Genomic DNA, 21,131 nt, shown 5'->3' with positions numbered 1-21,131 from the left:
GGAGTAGAAAATGTTTGTAAATGAATTAAAATCAGAAGAAAGAATGAGTAGATTAATAAATGGATTAAAAATAGATAGAGTACCAGTAATTCCGCATATGGAAGCATTTGCGGGTAAAGTTTGTAACATGGGTACTAAAGAATATTATTTAAACCCTAAGAGTGCATATTATGCTCAATCCTGGTGTGAAGAGATGTTTGGATATGATGGGGGAGTAGGATATGGAATACCTTATGGGTTTACCCAAGAATTTGGGGGAAGTATAGAGTATTTAGAAAATCCAAAGTTAAGTTTTCCTAAAATTTTAAGAAAACCAATTAATAGCTGTGAAGATGTAGAAAAATTAAAAATTCCTGATATCAAAACTAGCTATGTTGGATCTAGGATCATTGAATTTAATAAACTTGCATATGAAAATAGAAAAAATGTAAGTATTACAGTAGGATCACCAATGAATATAGCACATTGTATAGCTGGTACAGAACTTTTGATGAGATGGATAATAAAAGAACCTGCTTTAGTACATAAGATTATGAGAATATGTACAGATTATATATTAGAAAATGCGAAAGAGCATGTGAATTTATTTGGAGCAAAAAATATAGGGGCAGGAATGTCTTGTCCAATAGAATGTAATGATATAATGTCACCTAAAAATTTCGAAAAATTTAGTCTTCCATACATAAAAGAGATTTACGATAAGTTTGATGAAATGGGAATCAGAATAGGTGGAATACATTTATGTGGAAATCATAGAAAGAATCTAAATTATTTTAAAAATGACCTAAATTTGAAACCAAGAACTCTAATTACAGTTGGAACAGAATTTAATATGAGAGATTTAGCAAAAGAATTAGGGGAAGATTATATAATTGGAGGGAATTTAAAAAATAGTTTATTACAAACAGGAAGGCCCGAAGAAGTTTATAAAGAAGCAGTAAAAATGATAAATGAGATGAAATATAATAAAGGCGGATATATACTAACTCCAGATTGTACTTTAAGTTATTTAACTCCATCGGCAAATTTATATGCTATGATAAAGGCATCAAAAAATTGTAAATATTAAAAAAAATAACATTTTATAAAAAATAAATGTAATATTTTACAAATATATATATAGATAGTCATGTTTATATGTATTTTTTGTGGGTATATTTAATAATACATAAAAATTTAGGAGGATTTACGAAATGATAAGAGTATGCCCATTTTGTTCAAATGTTGATGTTAATAAAATAAAAGAAATAGTTGGAGAGGAAAATGTTAAGACTGGCTGTATAGGTCAATGTCGCTCGTTTAAAAAAGAAGCTGTTGGGTTTATAAATGGAGAGCTAGTTATAAAGGAAAATGAAGAATTATTTATAAATGAATTAAAAAAATAGTAAATTAAAAGACTGGGATAATCCTAGTCTTTTAATTTTATTAATTTTGAAAAAAATAAATATATAATATTAAAACTTGTATATTTATTTTTTACTAAATAAATTATAGTAATATACTATTTAATAAAATCGATAGAATATTAATAAAGTGTAAGGAGGCATTAATATGAAGATATATACTAAAACTGGAGATAGTGGAAAAACATCTTTATATGATGGAGGCAGAGTAGATAAGGATTCTATAAGAGTAGAAGCTTATGGAACTATAGATGAATTAAATGCATTTATAGGGGATGCGAGCAATTACCTTAAAATTGAGGACAAAAAAATATTAAGAAATATACAAAAAAAGTTATTTGATGTAGGTGGAGAACTAGCCACTAAAGAAAAATTTAAAAATTTTATAAAAGAAGAAGACATTAAATTTTTGGAAGATAATATAGATAATTATATGAATAAGACTGAAGAAATGAAAGCATTTACGTTACCAGGTACAAGCAAAGCTGCTAGTAAATTACATATTGCTAGAAGTGTTTGTAGGAGGGCTGAAAGAAGAATTATATCTCTGAATAAAATTGAAAAAATAAATCCTGATTTAATAAAATATATAAATAGATTATCGGATTTATTATATGCAATTTCGAGGTTATATGAAGAAGAGTTAATTTATATTGAATTTTAGAATTAACTAAAAAAGTAATTAAATGAGTTAAGTAATTAACTCATTTAATTACTTTTTTAGTTAATTTTATAACAATATTTTAAAAAAAAGAAAATATAATTATAAAATCTAAAGTATGCATACATATATCCGTATAAAAGTGTTGGATATATGATAAATTTTTCCATTTCAACCTATTGTTAAATAAAGGTTATATAAAATTCTAAAAATTGTGAAAAGGTTTTAATGAGGATTGTAACTCAATATATAAATTAAAGATCTTTGTAGTTGTAAGTATTTTAAAGTAAAGATAATACAAATTCAGTTATATAAGTTTTTAGAAAGAAAAAATTTTATTATGGAAAAATAAAAATTCAACACTTGAATTGGGTTAAGGGAGGTATGTATATGAAAGATTTAAAAATTGGTAAAAAGTTAGGACTAGCTTTTACTATTTTATTAATGCTTACAGCATTTTCAAATTTCTATTTATTATTTAATTTAAAAATGGCGAGTCAACAAAGCCATAATTTATTTACAGGACCATATCAAGTAACAAATGATTCTATGGGAATTAGAAGAGATATAGTTTCGATTGATCAAAATATTATGAATTCGGTTGCTGGTAATAAACCTAAGGAACATCAAGTTTCAGGACAAAAAGATTTTGATAATATTGCAAAAAGTATAACTGAATTACGTAAGAACTCTTTAGGAGATCAATCGCTAATTGATGATCTTGAAAATTCTATAGCAGAGTTAAAGCAACAAAATGATTTAATATATTCACTTTTAGATAAAGGTGATGTAGTAAATGCAGAAAAACTTGCTATTACAGAAGGAAGTGGTTATTACAATGCATATGTAGATAGTGCAAATAAGGCAAAAGCTATTTATGAAGATGAAGCAGCTCGTGGTGTTAAATTTGATAAAGAAATTGAAGCTAGAACTTCAAGAGCAATGTTTACATCTGTAATAATTTGTATTGGATCTATATTAATCGGTATATTTGTATGTATATCTATGACAAAAAAATTAAAGAAACCTATTGAAGAAATCGAGCTAGTTGCAAATAAAATGGCTGATGGAGATTTCGATGTTGAAATAGAATACGAATCAAAAGATGAAATAGGTTCTTTATCAGAAAGTATGCGTAAAATGAGTAGTAAAATTAAAGAAATTATAAATGATACGGTTAGAGTTTTAGGTGAAGTTTCATCAGGTAATTTTGATGTTAATACTCAAGTAGAATACATAGGCGTATTTAAAAATATAGAGGAATCAATAAATGAAATAACTGAAGATTTAAGTGAAACAATGTCTCAAATTAACTTAGCTTCAGAAGAAGTTGGAGCAGCATCTGAACAAGTATCAAGTGGATCTCAAATGTTAGCACAAGGAGCAACAGAACAAGCAAGTTCAATCCAAGAATTATCAGCAACGATAACAGAGATATCTGATAAAATAAAAGATACAGCTGAAAATGCTAAAAAAGCTAATGATTTATCTCAAAGTGCAGGTAGAGATGTAAAAGAAGGCAATGATCAAATGAGACATATGGTTAAAGCTATGCAAGAAATTTCATTTACATCTAATGAGATAGGAAGAATAATAAAAACAATAGATGATATAGCTTTCCAAACAAATATATTAGCTTTAAATGCAGCAGTAGAAGCTGCAAGAGCAGGGGAAGCAGGTAAAGGATTTGCCGTTGTAGCAGATGAAGTAAGAAATCTTGCAGCTAAATCGGCAGAGGCTGCAAAAAATACAGCTACATTAATTGAAAACTCAATAGAAGCGGTTGATAAAGGAACAGAAATAGTAGATAATACAGCTGTATCGCTTCAAAGAATAATAGACACAACAAATGAAACTATCACTTTAGTTGAAGAAATTGCAAAAACATCTGAAGAGGAATCTATTGCAATATCTCAAGTTACATTAGGTGTAGATCAAATATCTGAAGTTGTTCAAACAAATTCAGCGACATCAGAAGAAAGTGCTGCTGCAAGTGAAGAATTAAGTGGACAAGCGCAAATGCTTAAATCACTTATAGAAAATTTCAAATTAAAAAATAACAGTAACTCTAGAAATATAAACTTTGACAGTGAAAATATGTTTTAATATATTAAAAATGGAAGCTAATTAGCTTCCATTTTTACATTTTAATATTAAATTAACGCTATTATTTAAGCAAGTATTCTTTATGTAGTACCCAAGTATTATTAACCCATTTAAATACAGAGATATTATCAAGAAGACAATCGAATTTACAATTTATACTATTTACGTATGTATATATTTCATTAAATATAGGTTGTATTTTTTTTGAAGCTATAGTTACATGAAAAATTTTATTTTTTCCATCGTGTTGGAGAAAATTTACAAAATTTAATGTGCTTATTTCATCTATTAAATTATCATGAACCATTTTACCTTTCTTGCTCATGTTAACTTTCATATATACAACTCTATCATCGAAATGGTCAAATCCAAGTATTTTATAAGAATAAGCCTTATTATTTATACAGAATTTATTTAAAATAATATCTAATTCATTTATATTTTCAGCTTCAAATGGTGATTTTATAGTAAAGTGTGCTGGTAATTTAGATGACTTAGCGCCAAATTTTTCATATACATCCTTTCGAAGATTATTATTAAATTCACCTGCTTTTCCTTTTACAACAGAAACTATTACATATCTCATAATATCCTCCTAATTAACATTATAGTAATCATTATAGCTAATTAACTAGATATTAAACATATTTGATATTGATTTATTAAAAATATGAAAATATTGTGTAGTATTAATTTTTTAAGTAAGAGCAAAATAATTACAAAGCTTTAAAGACTTCAATTTAAGATATTCTTACATCATAGGAGGATTTATAAATGAAAAAAGGAATGATACCAATAGTTTTAGGGGCAGCAGTTACGACTGCAGGATTTGCCTTAGATGCTAAACAAAATAAAGAACATAAATTTGACAAGAATGATTATAAGAATATGGCTGGAGCACTGTTAGTTGGTGCTGGAGTTGCTCATATTGCACTTGGTGGAATAGATAGAGCTAGAAGTTAATTTATAGCTTAAAAAAGTTATTGAAGAAATTTATTTCTTCAATAACTTTTTATTTTTAAAATAAAAATAAATATAATGATATTAGTTCATATAACGTTATTTTTTAGTATATAATTTAAGTAAATATTAATAAAATGATGGGGGGATAAAAGTTTGACTTATAATGTTAAGATTATAAAAAAACAAGGTCAAGAAACTTTTAAATGGACTGGAGGAAAGACAACTCAGTTATACATATATCCTGAAAATTCATCTTATGAAAAAAGAAATTTTAAATGGAGACTAAGTTCTGCAACAATTGAAGTAGAAGAATCTAAATTTACTAAACTTCCTAATATACAGAGAAAGTTAATGTTATTAGATGGTGATTTAGTTTTAAACCATGATAATAAAAGAAAGATAAATTTAAAAAAATTTGATGTAGATAGTTTTAGTGGGGATGTAGATACAAAAAGCTATGGTAAGTGCAGAGATTTTAATTTAATGACTAATAAAGACTGTAGAGGTGATTTAGAACATTTAAAATTAGAATCTAATATGGTTTTAGAATATGGAAAAAATAATAATAATAATTATAAATATAGATTTGATTGCTTTTACAGTATAGATAACTGTTTTGAAATATTATTAGAAACAGGAAAAGCCTTGAGTGTTGAAGCAGGTGATTTACTATTAATAAAGACAAAAAAAGAATGTGAAAATAAATTTGAAATTGTAAATAGAGGAGAAGAAACAGTAGATATAATTAAAAGTACAGTATACTATTAATATAAAAGGTATAGTTAGAAAATAAATTTCAAACTATACCTTTTAAAGTATTTAAATATTAGAATTGAAGTTATAAGAATATTTTGATATTATGAAATAAATATTAAAGAGGGGTGGATATATGGAAAATTTAGTGAAAGAATTAGGAATTATGAATGAAAATTTAAACAGTTTAAATGATAAGAATATAACTGAATTAAATTTAGAAAGAACTATGCTTTTTATAGTAGATATGAATAATGGATTTGCTAAACAAGGAAAATTATATTCTGAAAGAATAGAAAAATTAATAAATCCTATTACAGAATTAAGTGAATTTCTAATAAAAAATGGATGTAAAATAACAGCCTTTACAGATTGTCACGATAGCGAATCAATAGAACTTAGAAGTTACCCTAAACACTGTCTAGCAAATGATATAGAATCTGAAGTTGTTGATGAAATAAAATCTATAAAAGGTATAAATATTATTCCTAAAAATTCGACTAATGGATTTTTTTGTTTAGAAGATAAAAATTTTAAAGAAATTGATGATATTATAATTGTGGGAGATTGTACTGATATATGTATATATCAACTTGCAGTAACATTAAAAGCTTATTTCAATCAATATAATATAGATAAAAATATAATAGTTCCTATAGATTTAGTTGATACATATAATATAAATAATATACATAATGCAGAAATTATGAATATAGTGTTCTTAAACAGTATGATACAAAATGGTATACAAGTTGTGAAAAAATTAGTATATAAATAAAAAAATGCCTCAAGGCATTTTTTTATTTATATACTAATTTAACAAAATAGAGACAAATAGAATAAACTATCTAGAGGCTAAGCAATAAAAATATCTTGATAATACAACATTATTTTAGGAGTGAGACAGATGAAAGATATATTTTTTATAACAATCATACTTGGAAAGAAAATTCTAGTTATTTTATAAATCAAGTTAATATTGTAAAAAAAGATTTAACATTTAAAAATTTATGGCAAATAGTAGATAAATTATAAATTAAAAGCAATTAATTACAATGTAAAAGACAAAAAGTTAGAATTTATTGAAAAGTTAGAAAAAATATGCTAGAATATATTTCAAACAAGGTAGTGTATGCAAGTGAGCATTCAATAATGAATGTTAAAAAATATACAATTTTGTAGAAAGGGGGAAACTAAGGAAATAATCCTTAGTTAATTTGCTTATGAATGAGAGTAATAAAATATCTTTACAAAGAGCAAAGCAATTAAAATCAAGAATAGAAGATTATTTAATTATAAAAGATCAAATACCAAAAGGACTTGAAAAAAAAGAAGAAATAAACAAGAGGAAAGAACACATATTAGAGGTTTTAAACGCTGATGAAAACGATTGGAATAATTATAAATGGCAATTATCTAATAGAATAACTGATGTAGATACACTGTCTAAAATAATTAGTTTAACACCAAAAGAAATTGAAAACATAAAGAAAGTTCAAGATCAATTTAGATGGGCTATATCTCCGTATTATTTAAGTTTGATAAATCCCGACAATCCATATGATGCAATTAAATTAATGTCAATTCCAACCTATATAGAATTAGATGATGAAATAAGTGACTTAGATCCTATGGGAGAAGAATTTACCAATCCAGCTGGAAGTATAACTAGAAGATATCCAGATAGATTAATAATAAATGTGACTAATGAGTGTGCTATGTATTGTAGGCACTGTCAAAGAAGAAGAAATATAGGACAAGAAGATTGTCACACTAGTAAAGCGATAATAAAGGAATCTATAGAATATATAAGAAATAATAAAGAAATACGAGATGTACTTATAACTGGGGGAGATCCTTTAACTTTAAACGATGATATGTTAGAGTGGATAATAAGTGAAATAAGATCAATTGAACATGTTGATTATATAAGACTTGGAAGTAGGACTTTAGTTACAATGCCACAAAGAATAACAGATGATTTTTGTAACATGATAAAAAAATATCATCCGATATATATAAACACTCATTTTAATCATCCTATGGAAATAACAGAAGAAACTAAAAAAGCTTGTGAGAAGTTAGCTAATAGCGGGGTTCCACTTGGAAACCAAGCAGTTCTTTTAAATGGAGTAAATAATGATAAATATTTAATGAGATGTCTAAATCATGAATTGTTAAAAATAAGAGTTAAGCCGTATTATATATTCCATAGTAAGCATGTAAAAGGTACAACTCATTTTAATACATCTGTAGATGAAGGTATGGAAATAATGGAATATTTAAGAGGCTATACTTCTGGAATGGCTATACCAACATATATAATAAATGCTCCTAAAGGAAAAGGAAAAACTCCACTACTACCACAATACTTAATATCAAAGGGGAGTGATTATATAATGATAAGGACTTGGGAAGGTGAAGTTGTTAAAGTTGATGATCATAAGTCTGTAGATATAAAAGTAATGATAGATAAAAGCATAATGTAGACATTATAAAAGGATTATTTAGTTTAAAAGTATTACTAGATAATCCTTTATTTAAAAAGTATATCAATTACAAGTATCTTTATTTATAGGTGGATAGGGATAAGGAAGTTTTAACATTTTATTTGTAGCATTGCTTATATCCATACCTAAAATACATTGCGCTTTAGATAAATAGTACAAATATGTTGGAGAGTTTGGATATTTAGATACTAAATCATCATAGTATTCTAAAACTTTAGGATAATAAATTTGGTTATATAGACTTATTTTAGTAAGTTTATTATTTAAAACTTCATATATATTTACCTCATAAGCAAGACCTGTGTCATGTGTCCATAATACTAGCTCGAAGTTTCCATCATTATTAAAATCCAAAACATCTATTTTACCAAAATAAAGATTTTTATCATCTAAGATTGACATTAACTTATTGTTTTGATAAATAATTAAGTCAAGATTAGAGGAAATGTCTCTAATTTTCCAACCTATTATTAATGTAGGCTTATTATTTATATTTTTTATATTCAAATAAGATATATCCAATCCATTACCTTCATAAATATCTATAATTTTAAATATTTTATCTACATAACTAGCTATACCTAAATATGAGTTACCGTTGTATTTATAAGCAAATAATATTTCATTTAATCCATCGTTATTTAAATCAGTTTCTATAATATCATTTTTACCACCAAACTTGTTTAATGATATGACTTTAGATCCAATTGGAAGTGATGCTCAAATTAAATCTTCTCCAAATTGAAGTAAATATTGTTCTTTTATATCTATTGAACCTTGTTCATTTACTTCTAATACGGACTGAATTGCACCTAAAGTATCAGAATTAGAAATGCCTACAATACGCTGTTGTGTCTGAAGACTATAAAAATCATTGTATGGAGTTAATATAGGATAAACTGTATTTACATCAGAAACTATAGGCTCTGTATAAGGCTTTACATTACCATTTTTATCATAAATTAAGTCTAAATAGCCTTTATAGTTTTTACTTATATCTATAGTGTAACGTTTATTAGTTTCTCTACAAGTAACTAAAGCTATATTATTTTTTTCATAAGTAGCATAGCAATTTATTTGAGCTGATAAACTTTCATCATCTAGAATTAATTTAAGTTTATTATTTTTATATTGGTATAATCTAAATAGAGCAAAGCTACCAGTACCTCCATATTGCCCACTTATAACTATCTGATCTTCTTCTGTACCTAAAATATTTCCAAGGAAAAGATTAATAATATATCCTCCACCAGGTATTTTAAATACTTGCTTAGGTAAGTTATCTTTTTCTATCACTAATTCGAGAACATCTATATAAATGCTATTTTCATCAAAAGGTATGCCTAGTAAAGTTACTTTTTCAGGAATTAAATCACCATCAATATCTCCATATTTTACACTTAAGACTAGCTTATCATTACTCATAAAAATACCCCCTTATAAATACAGTTGATATATAATATGCACTTAAGAATAGAATTGTTTATATAAAAAAGAAGATGATTTTATCATCTTCTTTTTAAGCAGTTTGATTTATAGTTATAACTCTTTTTGCAATACTTGCAGAGTGATCAGATATTCTTTCAAGGTTAGTTAATAAATCTAAATAAATTATACCTGAATCTATACTACAAGAGTTAGCATTTAATCTATTCATATGTTTAGCTCTATATAATTTATCTAGAGCATCAACTTCTTCTTCAATTTTTAAGACGTCATTTGCAAAAGTAGTATTGCTTTGTTTCATTGCCTCTAGTGATAAAGTATAAGCCTCTAATACTTTATTATATAAGTCAATCAACTCAGATTTTGCATTATCTGAAAAATGATCTTTACTCTTAATTGAAGATTCAGCTAATTCAGCTATATTTTCTGATAAATCTCCAACTCTTTCTATATCATTAACTGTATGGAAAAGCAAATCTAGAGAAAGTCTCATTTTGTCATCTAAAGAAGTTTTCTTAGATAATTTAATTAAATAATCTAAGACTTTTCTTTGTTGTTCATTTAATATTTTTTCTTTTTCAAAAGTCATGTTAGCATCTTCTTCAGAATTTTCAAGTAAAGCTGTCATAGAACAAGTAAAACTAGTTTTAGCTTTTTTACCCATTCTAAGAGTTTCTCTTATTGTATTTCCAAATGCTATAGATGGTGTTTCTAACATTCTTTCATCTAAATATTTAGTTACATGGTTATCATATTCTTCTTCTTCACCTTTTTTATCAGGTATTAAGAACATTACTAATTTAACTATATACTTAGAAAATGGTAGTAATATTATTACATTTGTTATATTGAATAATGTGTGAGCATTTGCTATTTGTCTAGCTGTATCTGTTGGGTCTAAGTGAGTAACAACCATAGATATAGGCTTGTTAAGTACAAACATAAACAGTATAGTACCTATTACATTAAAAGTTAAGTGCATAACTGCAGCTCTTTTAGCATTTTTATTTGCACCAACACTAGATATAAGAGAAGTAGTACAACTACCGATATTATCTCCATATAATATTGGCAATGCTCCAGCTAAAGGCATTAAACCTTGAGAAGATAAAGCTATTAATATACCCATTGAAGCACTTGAACTTTGTAAACAAGTAGTCATAGCGAATCCAGCAAGTAATGCTAGGAAAGGATGATCAGCAAGTCCTTGTAATAAGTTCCTAAAACCTTCATATTCAGCTAAAGGTGCAACTGCATCCTTCATAAACTCCATACCTATAAATAAGATACCAAAACCTATAAGTATTTCTGATATATTTTTAAGATTTGGTTTAGATTTTGAACCAATCATGTATAATACAATACCTATTCCAAGTGCTATTGATGAAAATATACTAGCATCAAATGATACTAATTGAGCAGTTACTGTAGTACCAATATTTGCTCCCATTATAACACCTATTGCTTGATATAAAGTCATTATACCTGCATTAACAAATCCAACTACCATTACAGTAGTTGCACCACTACTTTGAATTATACCTGTAACAACAGCTCCTACTAGAACTCCCATTACTACATTACTAGTTAAAAGTTCAATAGCTTTTTCAAGCTTAGGTCCTGTAGATTTTTGAAGACCTTCTCCCATAATATTCATTCCATAAAGGAAAAGACCAAGTCCACCGATAAGACTTATAAATATTGACAAAATTGTCGCCTCCTCAGAAAAAGTTGAATTTCTTATTTTCGTTTTTCTTACTTTATTTATGTACGTTAACATATTATCAGAAAATTCGACACTTTTTGTTAAGAATATGTTAAATTTTACTTTTGATTATTTATATATATTGAACAAATTAGGTTAAAGTAAGTTTATAAACCTATGATATAAAGTAGTGAATTTTACTCTGTAATAGTTGAAATTACTATGGATAAAGATATAAAAATAAATTAGAGATTATAATTTGAATTGTAAAAAATATGTTAAAAATGTAAAGGAAAAGTTAAGTGTATATTTTAAAAAAATATATACAATATGGAGTGACTATTAATGTTATAAGTGAAATAATTATGTGAATTTTATATGGTATAATTTACATAAGCATCTAATATAGAGGGTGTGAAATAATATGAAATTATTTAGGAGAGTAAAAGATGAGTAGAGCAATAGTCATATCAATAGATTCTTTGTTTACAAGTGATATAAAATATTTAGAAAAGCTACCTAATTTTAAAAAGATATTAAAAAATGCATCAATAATAAAAGATATAAATTGCATATATCCAACATTAACCTATCCATGCCATACAACTATAGTAACAGGTGTTTATCCAGATAAGCATGGTATAAGTCACAATGAAAAATTGGAGCTAAATGTTAAAATGCCAGAATGGTATTGGTATAGCAAAGATATAAAGTGTGAAACTATAATTGATATAGCAAAACAGAAGAATATATCTACATCTACTATACTATGGCCAGTTACAGGAGGATGCAATTCAGACCATAATATAGCTGAAATATGGACAAAAAAAGAAGATGAAGATAAATTTGATGTTTACAACAATAGTTGCAGCAAACACCTTATGAAATCTGTGTATCCTAAGTATGAACACATAATTAATTGGAATAGAGAACCATATTTAGATGAATTTGGAGTTTGTTGTGCAGAAGATATAATAAAAGAGTATAAACCAGAATTAATGCTTATACATTTAGCATATTTAGATCATACAAGACATGAATATGGAATTTATCATGAAAAAGTAATAGATTGTTTTCCAAAGTATGATGAATGGCTTGGAAGGATTATAGAATCTTTAAAAAAAGCAAACGTATATGAAGATACGAACTTCATAATATTGGGGGATCATGGCCAACTAGAAGTTAAAAAACTTATTAGTCCTAATGTAATACTAAAGGATAAAGGGTTAATAACAGTTAATGATGATGGAGATATCACGAACTATAAAGCTATATTTAAATCAGCGGGAATATCAAGTCATTTGATAGTAAAAGATAAAACTATTTTAGCAGAAATTGAAAATATACTTGTAGAAATGAAAAATAATGAAAGTTTGGAGATTGAAAGTATATTTAATAGAGATGAATTAAAAAATAATTATAGGTTAGATTGTGATGCAGAGTTTGTAATAGAAGGAAAGTCAGGGGTAGCTTTTAGTAATGATGTATGTGGAGATATAATAAAAGAAACTGACAACAGTAATTACAAGTACTGCTTAGCAACTCATGGTCATCTTCCTTATAAAGGCGATAAACCTCCATTTATAGCTAAGGGACCTAATATAAAAGAAAACCTAATTATAGAAAGAGGAAATTTAGTAGATGAGGCTCCTACTATAATGAAAATTTTCAATATAGATATGAAAAGTATAGATGGAAAAGCATTTGATATAGTTAAATAAAAAATAGTGATTGTTGACATTTTATGTTAGCAATCACTATTTTTTTATTTAAGGATTATTTAAGGTTAAGTTTATAAACAAGTAAGATTATTTAAGTATTATATAAACATAACAACAAGCAAGATAAATGGAGGAAATTATGAATAAATTAGAAGTAATAAACTTAACAAAATCATATAAGCATAAAAATGCTAACGAAAATATAAATTTGACTTTAGAAAGTGGAGTTTATGGATTACTTGGACCAAATGGCGCAGGAAAAACTACATTGATGAAACAAATAGCTACATTAAAGCAACCTACAAGTGGAAAAATTTTATACAATGGAAAAGATATAAATTCATTAGATGAAAAATATAGAGAAGTCATTGGTTATTTACCACAAGATTTTGACGCATATAAAAATTTTAGTGCTAAAGACTTTTTATTATATATAGGAGCATTAAAAGGAATGAATAAATGTGAAGTTAAGACAAAAACAGAAAAAATACTAAAATTAGTAGGCCTTTATGAAGTTAGAAATAAAGCTATATCAAAGTTTTCTGGAGGAATGAAAAGAAGAGTTGGGATAGCGCAAGCTCTTTTAAATGATCCTAAAATACTTATACTAGATGAACCAACAGCAGGACTTGATCCACAAGAGAGAGCAAGGTTTAGAAATATGTTATCTCAAGTTGGAAAAGAAACGATAGTAATATTATCTACTCATATAATATCTGATATTGAGTCAGTAGCTAAAGAAACTATAATGATTAAAGATGGTAAAGTACTACTTCAAGGAACTCATAGAGAAATATTAGATGATATGAAAGGCAAGGTCTATAGTATAAGTGTTAACAATGAAAATGAAGTAATAGATATTCAAAATAAATATAAAGTAGTAAGTATTCAGCGAGGAGTAGAGGAAATAGAACTTAGAGTTATAAGTGAAAATCCTATAAATGAATTTGATGCAAAATGCATAGAACCTAGATTTGAAGATGTGTATATGTTTTATTTTGATCTAGAAGATGCTAGGGAGGTATAAAAATGAATAATATTATAAACGCAGAATTTAAAAAGATAATTAGAAGTAAAGGGTTAATAGTATTTTGGTTATTTTCATTGTTTTTATCTTATATATCAGTAAGTGCGTTTTCTGTATCAGAAACTTATGCAGATCTTTTTAGTAAATTTTACGGACTAGCTCCGCTAATGGGAATATTAATGTTTGGTATGTTTTCAGGTAGTTTTGTACTAGAATACAGTTCTAATATGGACTCTATAGTAAAAACAACAAAAAATGGTAAGGACAAACTAGTTTTAGCAAAAGGAATAGCATATGGAGTAGCAGCAAGTATAGTAAACTTATCTATATTTATATTAATGGCATCAAAAGCTATGATAGTTTTAGATTTTAAAGGGTTGTCTATACCATTAAAAAACTTATGGTATTTTGGTAATAGTGGATCAAATATTACAGTATTACAACTTATGATAATAACCATAATAACTGTTATACTTGGATCGTTTTTATTTGCACAATTAGGATTGTGGATATCATCGTTAAGTAAAAAAGCTATAGTACCATTTTTTATAGGTGGAGTTATAATGGGAGCTCCATATCTATTATCAAATTTTATAAAATCTAAAGTTTGGGGATTTTTACCATTATGGGGGATGTATAGTGGTGAACTTATAAGATATAAAATATCCCCTATAGCATTTATTGTATTTATAGTAGTTGTATTTGTTGGAGGTTATATCTTAAATAATATTACTAAAAAAGTATTTTCAAAAGAGAGATAATATATAGGTACCTAAGATGAGTTATTTAATAAAATAACTTATCTTAGGTTATATATTTTAGGAGGACAACATGACTAAATGGGAAATAAAAAAACTATTTAAAAATAAAAGTTTAATAATATCTAGTATAATAATTTTACTACTATGTGGGATAATGAGTATTTTTAAGCCAGAATTAGAAGTAGAGAGATCGTATATAAATGAAAATGGTAAGTATGTTGAAGATAATAGAGATACGGATATTATAGCTAATGAAAAATTGTTATCAAAAGTAGAACAGATAAAAGAATTAAAATTGCAAGGAAATGGAAAAAATGTAGATGCTTCAACTAAGGAAATATCAAAAATATCTAGTGAAAAATTAAAAAAAGATGAAGGAAAAGAATATAAAGATATAAGTTTCTATCAAGTATTCAATTATAGAGCTAGTAATTTTTTAGTTGGATTTATAATATCAGGAATAATAGTATATATTTTTTCTAATATATATACAGATGAAAAATTGTCTAATGCAGACTCTATAATATTATCAAGTAAAAATAAAAACAATGCATTATTATCAAAGTTATATCTATCTATTATATTACCTATATTAATATATTTTGTATATTTAATAATAATTGGTGGCATTACAGCGATACAATATGGATTGCCGCAAAATGGAGAGCTACAAGCATATAGGATTATTCAGTCATTTATTATGCTAAAGGCAATTAGTATAAATACATATACTATGTTAAATATAGCAACTATGACAATTATATTTATAAGCATAGGTGTATTTTCTAGTTTGTTTTCATTTATAACTAGAAACTCAGTTGAATCTATAGTATGTATAACTACATTTATTATAATAGGAAAATTATTAACTATAATTAAGTTTTTACCAAAAGAATTACTAATAGTGAGTGGGTATTCAAATTATATAGATATTTTTATGACTCCTCAAACCTTAATAGGTAACTACCTAGGAATTATTAATATATTTGGAACTACAGTAAGTATATCAAACTTAGTGTATGTAGTATTATTAGGAGTAGTGATTATAGGTATAATATTAAATATATATGTATTTAAAAAGATTTTAAGTAAATAGAAGTGTGTTAATGGGATATACATATTTAAAAAATATATATATTCCATTTTGCTTTATTTGTAAATAATATAGACTTTGGATAAAATATGTATTATAAGAATCAATTATTTTTAGAGGAGATATATATGGAAAATACAATAAAAGAAAAAAATATATTATTAATAGATGATGAAGCTGATATATTAAAGCTGCTAACTACTGTTTTGAAAAAGGAAGGTTTTAAAAATATATTTACAGCAGAAACAGGTAATGACGGATTAAAAATATTTGAAAGAGAAAATATAGATATAGTATTGTTAGATATAATGCTACCAGATAAAGAAGGTTATGATGTATTTAGAGAGATAAGACAGATATCTCAAATACCGGTGTTATTTTTATCAGCTAAAACAGAAGAAATGGATAGGGTATTAGGATTAGCTTTGGGAGCTGATGATTATATAACAAAACCGTTTAGTCCAAAAGAGGTTGCGCTTAGAATTAAGTTGAATTTAAAGAAAAATTTAGTGGTAAGTTCTTTAGAAAAAGAAATGAAAGCTGATAAGTTAGCTTTTGGACCTTTTGAAATAGATGAAGAACGTGTTGAAGTAAGAAAAGATGGTGAAGTAATAAACCTTAAAGCGAAGGAATTCAAAATGTTTTTATATATGGCAAAGCATTTAGAACAAATTATAAGCAAAGAAAAGTTTTGTGATGAAGTTTGGGGCGATGATTTTATAGGTTATGATAATACTATAATGGTTCATATAAGAAGGTTAAGAGAGAAAATAGAAGAAAATCCATCTAAACCAAAATATATAAAAAATATTAAAGGGTTAGGATATAAATTAACATTAAAGGACAATTAATATGAAATTTAAAATAACTTTAAAATATGTAGTAAGTATAATATGTGTAGTTATGATAGTTACAATATTAAACATATCAGGAATAATTGGAATAATTGTATTTAATAATCATAAAGCTCCAGAGCAAGCGGAAGATAATTTCACTAGAAAGTTTGGAGAATATATACATGAAGATAAAAATATTATATATGTGGATGAAAAAGGGGAAAAGCTATTAAGTAAAAATGATATATGGATTCAAATTTTAGACGAAAATTCAAATGAAGTTTATAGATATAATGCTCCTAGAAATATAAGTAAAAAACATACACCTATGGAGCTTATAAATGGATATAAATATGCTGGGGGGTTTGATAACGGAGATGCAGACAATATATTGGTATCTAGCAAAGTAATAAGTAATAAAGAATATACTTATTTATTGGGGTTTGAAAAAGGTAAGTTAGAGAAGTTTATGATTACATATAACCCTGAAAAATTAGTAGATACTATGGCTAAAATAATATGGTTTATATTACTCGTAGATTTAATAATAGCATTGATATTTGGATATATATTTAGTAAAAGATTGACAAAACCTATGAAAGAAATAATTAAAGGTGTAGAAAATTTAGAAGAAGGAAAATATGATATATATTACAAAGAAAAAGGACTGTATCAAAGTGTTTATATGAAACTAAATAAATTATCTGATACGTTAAAAAGTAATGAAATTGAAAGAAATAAGTTAGATAGATTAAAGCAAGAGTGGATAGCTAATATTTCACATGATATAAAAACTCCACTATCATCAATAAAAGGATATGCAGAACTTTTAAGTGATGAAGAATATGAAATAGATAGAGATGAGTCTAGAGATTTTGGAGTTATAATAAATGAAAAATCAGAATATATAAAAGAGCTAGTAGATGATTTAAATCTTACAATGAAGTTAAAAAGTAGTGAGAGAGTATTAAATAAACAGAAGGAAAATATAGTTAGTGTTATGAAAGATATAATAATACAAATTCTTAATGATCCTAAATACTCAAATATGAAAATTGAATTTAAAACTAATAGAGATGTTATAAAAAAAGATATAGATGTTAATTTATTTAAAAGAGCAATCAATAATCTTTTATATAACGCTATTGTACATAACTCTAAAGACATAAGTATAATAGTAAGCATAAATTATGAAAATAGCGATAAAACAACTATAATTATAGAAGATGATGGCAAAGGTATATCTAAAAATGATTTAGAAAGAATATTTGACAGATATTATAGGGGAACTAATACTGGTGAAGTTCATAAAGGATCGGGGTTAGGAATGGCTATATCAAAAGACATAATAAATGCACATAAGTTTGAAATCAGTATAAGTAGTAAGCTAAAAGAAGGAACTAAGGTTAATATAGTTATGTAATTAAAAGGTAGGAGTATGAACTCCTACCTTATTTATCCTTAGCGATAACATCTACAACAATGTCTACAACATCCACATCTAGGACAAATTTTGAAAAAGAAAAAACATCTTCCGCATCTTTTGCACCTACAACAAAGAAAAGATCTACTATTCATAAATTAACCTCCTTTTATTACAATATATTCGAATATAAAATATATGTGCAAATTTTGATTTAAAATAAACTAAATTCTAGAATTATGTTTAAATTTGAATTGTTTATTTATGTATATTTATTTATTAAAATAAGAACCAATAACATATGATTGTCGTAATATATATTAAAGATATAAATCTTTAAAAATATAATAGGAGGGTTTGACATGAATAGAGATTATTCTAAAGACAGAAATCCGAAAGGAGTAGTAATATATCCTCCATGGATGGAAGATTATATAAAAGACTATATAGATAAATATATAAAAGATTATCCTTGGGATAAGCCTGACAAACCAGAAGATAATGACAAAGAGGATATCTTAAAAGTTAAGATAAAATCAGTTATAGAAGATGAATTTGTAGTAGTTGAATCTGATGATTACTTGTATGCAACAGGAAAAAAATCAAATGAAAATGGAATCTTTAAGATAATTATGTTAGATGATGATAAAGTTAAGATAAGACTAGTAGGTGGAGATTTCATACGAGTGGATGATAGAGATTTTTTAGTAGCAGATAGTGATAAAAAAAATGCTACTAAATTTAGGTTATATAAAGTTGATAATAAAGAATATGTTTTAAAAGCACCAAATGGATATTATGTAAGAGTTAGAGATAAGGACAAAAGACTTGTAGCAAGAGCTGAAGGAACAGGGAAAAGAACAATATTTAAATTTAAAACAATAGAATAAAAATAAAAAGATGGCTAGATATTTTTAAATAGCCATCTTTTTATTTTTTTAAGGATTCAAGTACTTTACAAATTGTATAAATTTCCTCTTTAGATATATTGTCAAAGTTTTCAAGTTTAACAACTATATCTTCTATAACTTGTCTTTTATAAGGATTGGAACTAAATTTAAAAGACTTTTTTAATATATCATTTTCATATTTTTCTTTTTCTATAAAATAAGCAGAGAGTGTTGATGTAAGAGAGCTTATAAAACCAATTCCTACAAGCATTAAAATAGAGGCAATTATTTTTCCATAAGGAGTTTGAGGGTATATATCTCCATATCCAACTGTTGTAACAGTTACGATACTCCACCAAAGGGAGCTACCTAAGTTAATTTTTTCTATAAAGCTTATTAGTATAGAACTAATAAGAATTATTACAATAGCTACTCCTAATGTATAATTAAAATTGTTAGTTCTCATAAATTTGGATAAATTTTTATTGCTACGTTCTACTACAGCTAAAATTCTTACAGCTTCACTAGCCCTATATAACTGGGCTAATCTTCCTATTTTAAATATTTTAAGACCTCTAAATACTTTTAGAAAAGAATAAAATGGAAGGATAGATATTAAATCGAAAATATTTCTTTTAATAAATCTTTTTTTATTTTTACTTTTATATAATCTATATAAATAATCTATTACAAATATAATCCATATAACTCTATCTATAATATTAAGAAGCAAATTGATTTTACTATTCAAAGGTACTGTAAATTGTATAACAATTATTATAGCTACCAATATGGCAAGTAAAGCCATAGATAAATTATAAATAATATATACTTTTCTTGATTTTAAAAACAAAGTAAATCCTCTCCATTTAATTATTTAATACTATATAGTTTTAGTGTTTTTAGAAAATATATTTATAAAATATTGCATTTTAGACATAAAAAAGCTGGCATTTTATTGCCAGATAAAATTAGAAATCTTAAGTGAAATCATAAGTATAATACCAAGTAACACTGCTTAAATTTGAATTGAATAAGTCATATTCATTATCTAAAAAAGGAAGAAAAACTTTTTTACCATTATACACACCAAGGTTACCAGCTATATCAATATTTTTAAATAGCTTACTTGCAAAAGATATACCTCGAGCATCTCTAAGCTCTAGATAAAAATTAAATAACCTAGATAAAGGTATAGTTTTCATATTTAGTATATATCCATCTAAATAAAGTGTATTTCCTTCTTCCTTTATATTATTTACTATTAAATTTAAAGTATTATCTAATATAACAAATTCTTTGCAACAAAAAATTTCAGTTCTTGAAAGATGGGTTCTATTATAAATGTTATTGTAAATATTATTATATAAGTTGAAGCTTGCTAATATAGAATTAAGCATATTTAATACAATATTTTTAGATTCTTTTTCATAGATTGATGATAAAATATCTACATATTTATTAAATAAATTATATTCTATATACATAGCCTTTTTTAAATCAGATTTAAGGTTAGAATTTATAGTATATTTATTTTCTAAATCTAATAATTCAGAGTTTTTGTATTTATTATCTAAAATAAATTTATTTCTAAAATTAAAATTATATTTATTCAATATAGCATTTATATGCTCTTTGTAAGCACATATAGTATCACTATCCAAATTATACTTATCTAAAGATTTATAAATATAATTTACAAACTCTAATTTGTTAGTCATATATTGTTCCCTCTTTTCACACAAACAGTTTTTATATTATATGGGAAATAGAGTATATAAGTTCTAAGATATGTTATAATAAATACTTATATAAATTTAGTTTTAAGTAAGG

The 21,131-nt window shown here is 25.6% G+C and carries 21 protein-coding genes; 15 read left to right on the top strand and 6 right to left on the bottom strand.

Annotated elements, in window-relative coordinates:
* Positions 1–10: 10 nt before the first annotated feature.
* The 4 genes from ACEXNK_RS03885 to ACEXNK_RS03870 all read left to right on the top strand — a co-directional run bounded on the left by ACEXNK_RS03885 (position 11) and on the right by ACEXNK_RS03870 (position 4,170).
* Entirely contained in the window at positions 11–1,069 is a 1,059-nt protein-coding gene (locus ACEXNK_RS03885; RefSeq protein WP_373601243.1) for a uroporphyrinogen decarboxylase family protein, read from the top strand.
* A gap of 124 nt (positions 1,070–1,193) precedes the next feature.
* Positions 1,194–1,385, top strand: a complete 192-nt coding sequence (locus tag ACEXNK_RS03880; RefSeq protein ID WP_373601244.1) for a DUF1450 domain-containing protein — start codon at positions 1,194–1,196, stop codon at positions 1,383–1,385.
* 166 nt (positions 1,386–1,551) lie between these two features.
* Positions 1,552–2,067, top strand: a complete 516-nt coding sequence (locus tag ACEXNK_RS03875) for a cob(I)yrinic acid a,c-diamide adenosyltransferase (protein WP_373601245.1) — start codon at positions 1,552–1,554, stop codon at positions 2,065–2,067.
* 387 nt (positions 2,068–2,454) lie between these two features.
* Positions 2,455–4,170, top strand: a complete 1,716-nt coding sequence (locus ACEXNK_RS03870) for a methyl-accepting chemotaxis protein (RefSeq protein WP_373601309.1) — start codon at positions 2,455–2,457, stop codon at positions 4,168–4,170.
* A gap of 61 nt (positions 4,171–4,231) precedes the next feature.
* Here the strand turns inward: ACEXNK_RS03870 and ACEXNK_RS03865 are convergent, their stop codons facing one another.
* Complete coding sequence (locus tag ACEXNK_RS03865) at positions 4,232–4,756, bottom strand: 2'-5' RNA ligase family protein (RefSeq protein ID WP_373601310.1); 525 nt, start codon at positions 4,754–4,756, stop codon at positions 4,232–4,234.
* Between the two features lie 188 nt (positions 4,757–4,944).
* On the opposite strand from ACEXNK_RS03865, the gene ACEXNK_RS03860 reads away from it, so the two are divergent.
* From ACEXNK_RS03860 to eam, 4 genes are all read left to right on the top strand, one after another.
* A complete protein-coding gene (locus ACEXNK_RS03860) occupies positions 4,945–5,133 on the top strand; it encodes a hypothetical protein (protein WP_373601311.1) in 189 nt (62 codons plus the stop codon).
* Positions 5,134–5,286: 153 nt separating this feature from the next.
* Positions 5,287–5,901, top strand: coding sequence for a HutD/Ves family protein (locus tag ACEXNK_RS03855; protein WP_373601312.1), 615 nt, complete (start codon positions 5,287–5,289; stop codon positions 5,899–5,901).
* A gap of 121 nt (positions 5,902–6,022) precedes the next feature.
* Positions 6,023–6,664 (top strand): isochorismatase family cysteine hydrolase, encoded by a 642-nt coding sequence (locus ACEXNK_RS03850; RefSeq protein WP_373601313.1) that lies wholly within the window; start codon positions 6,023–6,025, stop codon positions 6,662–6,664.
* Positions 6,665–7,109: 445 nt separating this feature from the next.
* Positions 7,110–8,375 carry a glutamate 2,3-aminomutase gene (gene eam, locus ACEXNK_RS03845; protein ID WP_373601314.1) on the top strand — a complete coding sequence of 422 codons (1,266 nt, stop codon included), beginning with the start codon at positions 7,110–7,112 and terminating at the stop codon, positions 8,373–8,375.
* A 63-nt stretch (positions 8,376–8,438) separates the two neighbouring features.
* Here the strand turns inward: eam and ACEXNK_RS03840 are convergent, their stop codons facing one another.
* The 3 genes from ACEXNK_RS03840 to ACEXNK_RS03830 all read right to left on the bottom strand — a co-directional run bounded on the left by ACEXNK_RS03840 (position 8,439) and on the right by ACEXNK_RS03830 (position 11,550).
* On the bottom strand, positions 8,439–8,903 hold the full coding sequence (locus ACEXNK_RS03840) for a hypothetical protein (protein WP_373601315.1): 465 nt from the start codon (positions 8,901–8,903) through the stop codon (positions 8,439–8,441).
* Positions 8,904–9,116: 213 nt separating this feature from the next.
* Positions 9,117–9,821: a hypothetical protein gene (locus ACEXNK_RS03835; RefSeq protein WP_373601316.1), complete on the bottom strand. Its 705-nt coding sequence runs from the start codon at positions 9,819–9,821 to the stop codon at positions 9,117–9,119.
* Between the two features lie 94 nt (positions 9,822–9,915).
* Entirely contained in the window at positions 9,916–11,550 is a 1,635-nt protein-coding gene (locus ACEXNK_RS03830) for a Na/Pi cotransporter family protein (protein WP_373601317.1), read from the bottom strand.
* Between the two features lie 446 nt (positions 11,551–11,996).
* Here ACEXNK_RS03830 and ACEXNK_RS03825 point away from each other — a divergent pair, with 446 nt between their 5' ends.
* The 7 genes from ACEXNK_RS03825 to ACEXNK_RS03795 all read left to right on the top strand — a co-directional run bounded on the left by ACEXNK_RS03825 (position 11,997) and on the right by ACEXNK_RS03795 (position 19,298).
* The gene (locus ACEXNK_RS03825) at positions 11,997–13,268 is read left to right on the top strand and encodes an alkaline phosphatase family protein (RefSeq protein WP_373601318.1); all 1,272 of its coding nucleotides are present in this window, start codon (positions 11,997–11,999) and stop codon (positions 13,266–13,268) included.
* A 139-nt stretch (positions 13,269–13,407) separates the two neighbouring features.
* Positions 13,408–14,295 carry an ABC transporter ATP-binding protein gene (locus ACEXNK_RS03820; protein WP_373601319.1) on the top strand — a complete coding sequence of 296 codons (888 nt, stop codon included), beginning with the start codon at positions 13,408–13,410 and terminating at the stop codon, positions 14,293–14,295.
* A gap of 2 nt (positions 14,296–14,297) precedes the next feature.
* Positions 14,298–15,056, top strand: coding sequence for an ABC transporter permease (locus ACEXNK_RS03815; protein ID WP_373601320.1), 759 nt, complete (start codon positions 14,298–14,300; stop codon positions 15,054–15,056).
* Positions 15,057–15,126: 70 nt separating this feature from the next.
* The gene (locus ACEXNK_RS03810; RefSeq protein WP_373601321.1) at positions 15,127–16,152 is read left to right on the top strand and encodes a hypothetical protein; all 1,026 of its coding nucleotides are present in this window, start codon (positions 15,127–15,129) and stop codon (positions 16,150–16,152) included.
* 125 nt (positions 16,153–16,277) lie between these two features.
* Positions 16,278–17,000, top strand: coding sequence for a response regulator transcription factor (locus tag ACEXNK_RS03805; RefSeq protein WP_373601322.1), 723 nt, complete (start codon positions 16,278–16,280; stop codon positions 16,998–17,000).
* 1 nt (position 17,001) lies between these two features.
* A complete protein-coding gene (locus ACEXNK_RS03800) occupies positions 17,002–18,408 on the top strand; it encodes a sensor histidine kinase (protein ID WP_373601323.1) in 1,407 nt (468 codons plus the stop codon).
* A gap of 362 nt (positions 18,409–18,770) precedes the next feature.
* Positions 18,771–19,298 carry a fascin domain-containing protein gene (locus ACEXNK_RS03795; RefSeq protein WP_373601324.1) on the top strand — a complete coding sequence of 176 codons (528 nt, stop codon included), beginning with the start codon at positions 18,771–18,773 and terminating at the stop codon, positions 19,296–19,298.
* A gap of 40 nt (positions 19,299–19,338) precedes the next feature.
* On the opposite strand, the gene ACEXNK_RS03790 is transcribed toward ACEXNK_RS03795, so the two are convergent.
* On the bottom strand, positions 19,339–20,151 hold the full coding sequence (locus ACEXNK_RS03790) for a potassium channel family protein (RefSeq protein ID WP_373601325.1): 813 nt from the start codon (positions 20,149–20,151) through the stop codon (positions 19,339–19,341).
* A gap of 127 nt (positions 20,152–20,278) precedes the next feature.
* Positions 20,279–21,019 carry a hypothetical protein gene (locus tag ACEXNK_RS03785; RefSeq protein ID WP_373601552.1) on the bottom strand — a complete coding sequence of 247 codons (741 nt, stop codon included), beginning with the start codon at positions 21,017–21,019 and terminating at the stop codon, positions 20,279–20,281.
* Positions 21,020–21,131: the final 112 nt, after the last annotated feature.

This window comes from Paraclostridium bifermentans (genome assembly GCF_964259345.1).
In the GTDB taxonomy this organism is placed as follows: Bacteria; Bacillota; Clostridia; order Peptostreptococcales; family Peptostreptococcaceae; genus Paraclostridium; species Paraclostridium bifermentans_B.
Note: the sequence above shows the minus strand (reverse complement) of the source record. Positions and strands in the feature narration are given on the sequence as shown.